The organism is Limosilactobacillus urinaemulieris (assembly GCF_014838745.1).
GTDB classification, from domain to species: domain Bacteria; phylum Bacillota; class Bacilli; order Lactobacillales; family Lactobacillaceae; genus Limosilactobacillus; species Limosilactobacillus urinaemulieris.
On the sequence record NZ_JABUXR010000012.1, the window covers coordinates 59,734 to 67,294 of the forward strand.

Below are 7,561 nucleotides of genomic sequence, written 5' to 3' on the forward strand. Positions count from 1 at the left end.
TGGGTAACCCGATTATTCAACACCCATTCCAGGAACAAGTGAATCTGGAACAGTCACAACGGTTACGTTACCATCCTTTTCCGCAGATAGGAGCATTCCTTGGCTAACTTCTCCACGCATCTTCCGTGGCTTCAAGTTAGCAACGATCAGGACCTTCTTACCAACAAGAACGGCTGGATCTGGATACCATTCAGCAATTCCCGAAAGGATTTGCCGGCCTTCTTCAGTCCCATCATCCATGTGGAACTTTAACAGCTTATCTGCCCCTTCAACATGACCTGCTGAAGTAATTTGGGCAACCTTTAATTCGACCTTATCAAAAACATCAATCCGAATTTGCTTCTTACCAGTTGTTTCTTCTTCACTCATTGCTTTTTGCGCTTCTTTCTTTGCTTGTTCCATTGCTTTACGTCCCTTTTGCTTTTGATTAGCACTCATTTGACTCTTAATGAATTCTACTTCTTCCTTAACATCAAGTCGAGGGAAGATTGGCGTTCCCTTAGCAACTACTTGGGCAGTTTCAGGGAAATCGTTAAATTGTAAGTCAGTCAATTCAAGGTTCGTTCCTTCAAGACCGAGCTGGGTAATAATTTCCTTTGGCGCGTGAGTCATTATTGGCTGGATCAGTGCCGCAATTACCCGTAAACTCTTGGCGAGATGAGTCATAACATCAGATAACTCCGCCTTCTTACTCTCGTCCTTAGCTAATACCCATGGTTCAGTTTCATCAATGTACTTATTAGCTCGAGAAACTAACTTCCACACTGCTGCCAAAGCATCGGCAAAGTGAACTTGATCCATTTCCGCTTTAAATTCAGCAATTGCATTTGCGGCAGTTTGTTCAAGATCAGCATCATATTCAGTTGTGGCATTATTTTGAGCAACCAGCTTACCGTCTTGATACTTATTAATCATGGCAACGGTCCGGTTCAGTAAGTTCCCCAGATCATTAGCTAGATCGTAATTAACCTTATCAACAAAGTCTTCTGGACTGAAGACCCCATCATTTCCAAATGGCATTGCCTTTAAAAGGTAGTAACGGGTAGCGTCCAGACCGTAACGGTTAACCAACGTTTCAGGATAAATGACGTTTCCCTTTGACTTAGACATCTTCCCGTCTTTCATTGTCAACCAGCCGTGACCGATAACATGCTTTGGCAATGGCAACCCAAGAGCATGAAGCATGATTGGCCAATAAATCGTATGGAAACGAACAATTTCTTTTCCTACCATGTGAACATCAGCTGGCCAGTACTTCTTAAAGAGACTATCATCATCAGAACCATACCCTAAAGCAGTAATATAGTTGGATAAAGCATCAATCCAAACGTAAACGACGTGCTTTGGATCATTAGGAACCTTAACCCCCCAGTTAAAGGAAGTCCGAGTAACGGCAAGGTCTTCAAGTCCCGGCTTTAAGAAGTTGTTAACCATTTCGTTAACCCGAGTGTGCGGTTCAATAAAATCAGGGTGTTCTTTATAATAGTTCATCAACCAGTCAGAATACTTACTCATCTTGAAGAAGTATGATTCTTCTTCAACCAGTTGAACTTCGTGACCAGAAGGAGCCTTCCCCCCAATTACATTACCATTGTCATCACGGTAAACTTCAGCTAACTGGCTTTCAGTAAAGTATTCTTCATCATCAACTGAATACCATCCCTTATATTTACCCTTATAAATGTCGCCCTGGTCAATAAATTTTTGGAAGATTTTTTGGACAGCCTTCTCATGATAGTCATCCGTTGTCCGAATGAACTTATCATTAGTGATTTCCATTGTCTTCCAAAGCTTCTTAATTCCGGCAGCCATTTCATCCACGTATTCTTGTGGCTGTTTACCCAGTTTTTCAGCTTTCTGCTCAATCTTTAACCCGTGTTCATCAGTTCCGGTTAAGTAGAAAACATCATAGCCCATTAACCGCTTATAACGTGCTTCAGCGTCACAAGCAACGGTCGTATATGTATTACCAATATGTAATTTACCAGATGAATAGTAAATTGGCGTTGTAATGTAATAAGTTGGTTTTTGTTCAGCCATATGAGGCCCCTCTTTCTTATTAATTCCTAATTTTTTAATTAATCTTTAGTATAGCATTATCCGCAACTCACTCCAACCTCAAAAGAGATCAAGTTGTTGAGGATCTCGCGGGGCAAGACCGTTAAATTTAACTCCCATTAACTTTTGCAGTTGAAGAGCATTAGGTGCGGCATCCCCGCCAGAATTATTATTAAAGATTACGCAAAGTTCCTGTGGTTGGGGATTAACCTGATTAATTTTTTGAGCGAAATCGGTTAGTTCTTCTTGCGTATAACGATAAAGCGTCCGCGTCTTCCGCCATTCTTTTCCCGCGTTATCCCAGCCCTTTCTATTACGGCCATGTAACCTGATCATTGCTAGTTTGGGATTTGTCGTTGCGAGATAGAACGGAACGGACGTGACTGTATCATGTGGTTCATCCGCAGCAACTAGGGTAAATTGCAGATCTTGGCAATATGAGACTAGCGAATCAACCACTCCCGGCCGATACCACGAATTGTTACGGAGTTCGATTGCAATTGGTAAATCACCCAGCCAGTCACGAACCAGCTTCAAATATTCGATATCCTTTACTTCCGCATCAAAGTACGGTGGAAATTGAAAAAGAATTGTTTTCAACTGTCCAGTAGCAATCAATGGAGCAATCGTTCGTCGGTACTGCTGAAATAATAAGGCTAATTCTCCTTTTTCCTGGTTCCGCTGATGGAGAGTCATTCCTTGATGGGCTTTAACAATGAACTGAAACTCACTTGGCACTTGGGAAAGCCAGTTCTGAATCGTTGCCATTTGAGGCAATGCATAGAAAAAAGTATCAAGCTCAACCGTTGGCAGGTGCTGTGCGTATTCGTTTAACGTCACTGGTCGTTGTTCATTATTGATTAACGCCGGGTGCTCAGTCCATGTTGTCAATCCCATTGTAATCTTCATCTATTTTCCCTCCCTTAAATTCTCAGCGATTTCTTATTTTTGCAAAAATAAATCTATACTCATTAATCCTGGCGATTAATTGCCGTCCTCATCACTTTTATGCACAATTACCGCTAATTCCACGCAAAATATACAAAAATAGTCTTTTTAGAAATGAGACGCCTTCTTAGAGTTGTTCCATTCTGAGATTGTCCATGATATCTTGAAAGTGGAAACAATGAGTGTCCAAAAATGAAAGGAGCGATCAAAATGTCATTGACTACAAAGACTATTCGGAACGTATTTTCACTAAAGAAGAGTGGTAATGAAAAACGTCATCAGGGGATGCCATTTAAGGTCGCTGGCAAAGTGATCTACTTCAATTAATTACCTTATTTCAATAAAAAGAAGCTGCTAGTTTGCGTTTTGTCTTGTTGATTTGCGCACGGCAGCTTCATTTTTTATTTTACTTGTAATTCCTTGAAGAACTCAGTTGCATCAGTTTGGATCATTTCAAAATCACACGGTAACTGAAGGGCTTCCTGATTAACCGCCACTACCTTTGCGGTTGGGTTTCGGTACTCAAGAAGTCCGGCAAATGGGTAAACCTTCATTGAAGTCCCAACAATGACAACCAGATCTGCCTGTTGCATCGCCCGAACGGAATTAATAATGTTTTCCTGCTTAATTCCCTCATCGTAAAGAACAATATCAGGCCGCAGTGCCCCACCATCCTTTTGGTGAAGCCGACTCTTTAAATATTCGTCTACCGGAACAGTTTCATGACACTTTTCACAGTAAACATTAAAAAGGTTCCCGTGAAAATCAATCAAGTGCTTGGTTCCTGCTTCTTCGTACAGGTTGTCAATGTTTTGGGTAATTACCGTAGCCCGATCTTGTTGCGTTAAGGCTGCCTGTTTTTGGTGAATAATGTTGGGCTTAGCATCAGGAAAATATAAATTTTTCTTGCAAAACTGATAAAATCCTTCTGGATCACTGACAAAATAACGGTGACTTAAGTAATACTCCGCATTCCGGTCCTTGGTATACAAACCATTTGCAGAACGAAAATCCGGAATTCCCGAGGCGGTTGAAACTCCAGCTCCGGTTAAAAAGACAGTCTGTTGAGCGTTATCAAATAATTGCTGTACTGCGTGTTCCATTAAATTACTTCCTTATGATATATGGAATATGATTTTGTTCTAAAAATTCCTTTACGGGTTGATCATAAATCTGCTTAAACTCTTCTGGCGAATGCTTAGCAGTAGTAAATGAATTTTGACCGATATTCCGGCGAAGACCAACATAGGCAGGCTTTCCGGTTTTACGATCCTTCATTCCGGAATTAAAGATTTCAAATACCTGACGAACTTCAAGGCGCAGTTGACGTTCACTTAATACCGGCGAAAGAGTCGTAAACTTATCGTTATTTAGTGCTGGAAGTCCCCATTCCTCCATTTGCTGATCATATAAGGAATAAACTTTAACGATTGATCGCCACATATCAAAAGCGTTCTTTATTGGTTTTTTAGTAATTTCAGCATATATCTTTTTAGCAGCTGCCAGTGCCTTAGGATAATTGTCCTGTAAGCGCCCCTCGTATTTTGCCAAGTGGTCGCCAAAGAACACTAATGCATCAAGCAAGGTTAATAGCCGTAAAGCCCGCTCGTCATCATCCTCACTTTCAGGAGTTAACGTATGTTCAACCCCCTTAAGATACTCTTCTTCTACCCGATCGTTAATGAAGCCATGCTTCCGTTGTTCCGCAACCACAACCCGGTGCATTGCAACGTTGTACAAATCTGTCGACATGATCATCATTTGCTCGTCAAGCTCACGATCACCTAGGGAAAGCTGGAAGAAAATTTGTGGGAATCCCCGAAGAAGCATTAATAGGTGAAGCAGTTCGTGAGAAGCGGTATAGTTTGGTTCCGTTAAATCAGTTACTAAAATTACCAAAGCACCCGGAATCGTTTGCTGGGTAGCTTGGTCATGGCGAACGTACCCAGCTCGCTTGCCCTTAAATTGAACAAAGACTGACCCCTCTGGATACAGTTCATTAACCTGATCAAGGAGGGCTTTATTTTCATCATTTAACTTGATTGCTTGTTCTTCACTCATTTGTGGACTCCTTTCGTAATGTCGCTAATAATTGTCGAGCGACTTCACGGTCAACATGTGGTTGCTGCCGAAGTTCTTTTACTAGTTGTTCGATTTCTGATTGTTTTGCGCCAACGCTAATTGCTAAGGAACGGTATTGAAGTTTCATATGGCCTGCTTGAATCCCGGTAGTAGCCAATGCACGAATTGCTGCTAGATTCTGCGCTAATCCTAAACTAGTAATCACAGCCGCTAGTTCTTGAGCAGTCTGAATGCCGCTCAAATGGTAATTGAGTCTTGTTAAAGGATTCAACCCAATTGAACCACCAACCACACCGACTGGCATGGGCAGAGTTAATTTCCCTTCGAGGTGGTTATCACTAATTTGCCATGTGCTAAGGCCGCGATACTGACCATCATGACTGGCGTAAGCGTGGGCGCCGCTTTCAATTGCCCGCCAATCATTTCCACTTGCAAGCAACGCAGCGTCAATTCCGTTCATGATCCCCTTGTTATGGGTTGCCGCCCGGTATGGATCAACCTGAGCTAAATCGCTTAAATCGACGATCCGCTTAGCAACTTCTTCACCATTCATTTGCTTCGTTGCCAGTTCCGCATAATCAACACTACAAGTTACGGTCTGCAAACTATTCGTGGCGTAATTACTGAGAATAGCGGTAACAACATGAGCACCATTTTTACGTAGGTAACGGGCAACTGCTTCTGCCATCGTGTTAACTGTATTTGCACCCATTGCCTGACAAACGTCAATTAGCAAATCAATACTAATGAACCGTCCTATTTGACGAATGCGAACCTGCTTAGCACCGCCGCCCCGTTTTTGCATTGATGGGTGAGCAGCATTAGCAATTGCGAGTAGTGTTGATTTCTGATCGTTTAACCAGTTAATTTTAGCTTCTGGATCACCAGTCAACTCAATAACTACTTGTCCTACTAGTGCTCGTGAAGCTTTTTCTGCCTTAAAGCCACCAGATTTAGCTATCCGTTGTGCACCATTATTAGCTGCCGCGATTACTGAAGGTTCTTCAATAACTAGCGGTACCGTATAATTTTTATCATTAACTAAGAGGTTAGTAACGACTCCTTCTGGCAATGGGTAATCAGTAATGTAATTTTCAACCAAGTCATTTCCTAAATTACTTGTATGTTGTTCAAGTAATTTTTGTTCCGACCGGGAAAGCTGATAACGGTCGGCAAGTATTTGTCGTCGTTGTTCAGGAGTTAGCCGATAAAAGCCGTGTGCCCATTGCATTTTACTCATGATGTTCCTTCCTTTGGTTAACGTACTCGGTGATAATTCCTTCACGAACACCACTTTCGGAAAAGATCACCCGACCATCACTATTCCGTTGCAGGAGCGAAACAAGCGGCAGCATTCCGCCGACAATAATATCTGCCCGTTCTGGCTCTAATCCCGGCATCCGCTTACGTTGGGCAAGATTTTTACTCAAAAGTTCCCGATAAGTTGCAAAAACAACTCGTGACGATAATTGATATCCATGGATTGACCCTGAAGAATGGCGCCGTCCATGATGGTGGTATGCCCGAGTCATTCGGGCGAGCGTTCGGTTAGCACCACCCAAGAGGACAATCGGTACCCGAGTAGCATAACGAAGCCACGGAATCTTCGTCAACCGTTCATTCATTGAGACCTGCGCCCGAAATAGGTCGGTTGCTCGAACGTACCCTCCTAAATGGAATTGTTCGGATAAATTAACTGCACCAACGGGAAGTGAAATCAGGTCCCGTGCCCGTCGCTGTTGAACCAAGATTAACTCACAACTTGCGCCACCAACATCTAAAATTAAACAGTGGTTGAGTTTGAGTGTTCGAATGACACCCAGGTAATCGTAATATGCTTCTTTTTTCCCCGAAAGAACTTGCAAGTGAATACCAACTTCATTTTCAACCCGGTTTAAGAATTCTTGACGATTCTTTGCCTGACGAACTGCCGCCGTTGAGATTGCCCGCACCTGAATATTAGGCACTGTCGAATAAATTTTCTTGAACCTTTTTAAGGCAGCAATCGTTCGATCCATTGCATTTTTCTGAAGCACTTTCTCTCGGCCCATTCCTTCTGAAAGACGAGTATTCTCTTTGACCCGTTTGATTTCACGAAAACGACCATCAGGTGCAATTTTGGTAATTGCCATCCGTGTCGAATTGGAACCAAGATCAATAATCGCGAGGTTTTCTTCCACCATTTTCACCTCCGATAATCTGTATTTTATTTAGAAAAAAGCGAAATTTAATATCCTCTTAATAATACCATGTTCTTCAACAGAGTGTGAACCCGTTAACTATTGGAAGGAAGATTATTCTTTATGGCTGATTATTAGTGAAACTTGACCAGATAAAAAGCGACCCATAATTGTGGGTATACACTTTCTGGTATTGATAAAAAATCAATGCCAGTTTTTTTGTACACAAAAAGGACAACTGCTGTCCTCGTGTTGTACAATCAATTCACCACAAAAATCATGTAAAGAAGGTT

The 7,561-nt window shown here is 42.0% G+C and carries 6 protein-coding genes; all 6 read right to left on the reverse strand.

Translation table 11 applies throughout. The annotated features are described in order from the left end of the window. Positions 1-12: 12 nt before the first annotated feature. Complete coding sequence (gene metG, locus HUK45_RS06900; RefSeq protein WP_191911706.1) at positions 13-2,040, reverse strand: methionine--tRNA ligase; 2,028 nt, start codon at positions 2,038-2,040, stop codon at positions 13-15. A 78-nt stretch (positions 2,041-2,118) separates the two neighbouring features. Beyond that, positions 2,119-2,967 (reverse strand): DUF72 domain-containing protein, encoded by an 849-nt coding sequence (locus HUK45_RS06905; RefSeq protein WP_191911707.1) that lies wholly within the window; start codon positions 2,965-2,967, stop codon positions 2,119-2,121. Positions 2,968-3,407: 440 nt separating this feature from the next. After that, positions 3,408-4,109 (reverse strand): NAD-dependent protein deacylase, encoded by a 702-nt coding sequence (locus HUK45_RS06910; RefSeq protein WP_191911708.1) that lies wholly within the window; start codon positions 4,107-4,109, stop codon positions 3,408-3,410. A 4-nt stretch (positions 4,110-4,113) separates the two neighbouring features. Next, positions 4,114-5,067 carry an IpaB/EvcA family protein gene (locus tag HUK45_RS06915; protein WP_191911709.1) on the reverse strand — a complete coding sequence of 318 codons (954 nt, stop codon included), beginning with the start codon at positions 5,065-5,067 and terminating at the stop codon, positions 4,114-4,116. Beyond that, positions 5,060-6,328 (reverse strand): hydroxymethylglutaryl-CoA reductase, degradative, encoded by a 1,269-nt coding sequence (locus tag HUK45_RS06920; RefSeq protein WP_191911710.1) that lies wholly within the window; start codon positions 6,326-6,328, stop codon positions 5,060-5,062. Before HUK45_RS06920 ends, HUK45_RS06915 begins: the two co-directional genes overlap by 8 nt. Beyond that, a complete protein-coding gene (locus HUK45_RS06925; protein ID WP_191911711.1) occupies positions 6,321-7,271 on the reverse strand; it encodes a Ppx/GppA family phosphatase in 951 nt (316 codons plus the stop codon). The genes HUK45_RS06920 and HUK45_RS06925 overlap by 8 nt, the downstream gene beginning before the upstream one ends. Between the last annotated feature and the right edge of the window lie 290 nt (positions 7,272-7,561).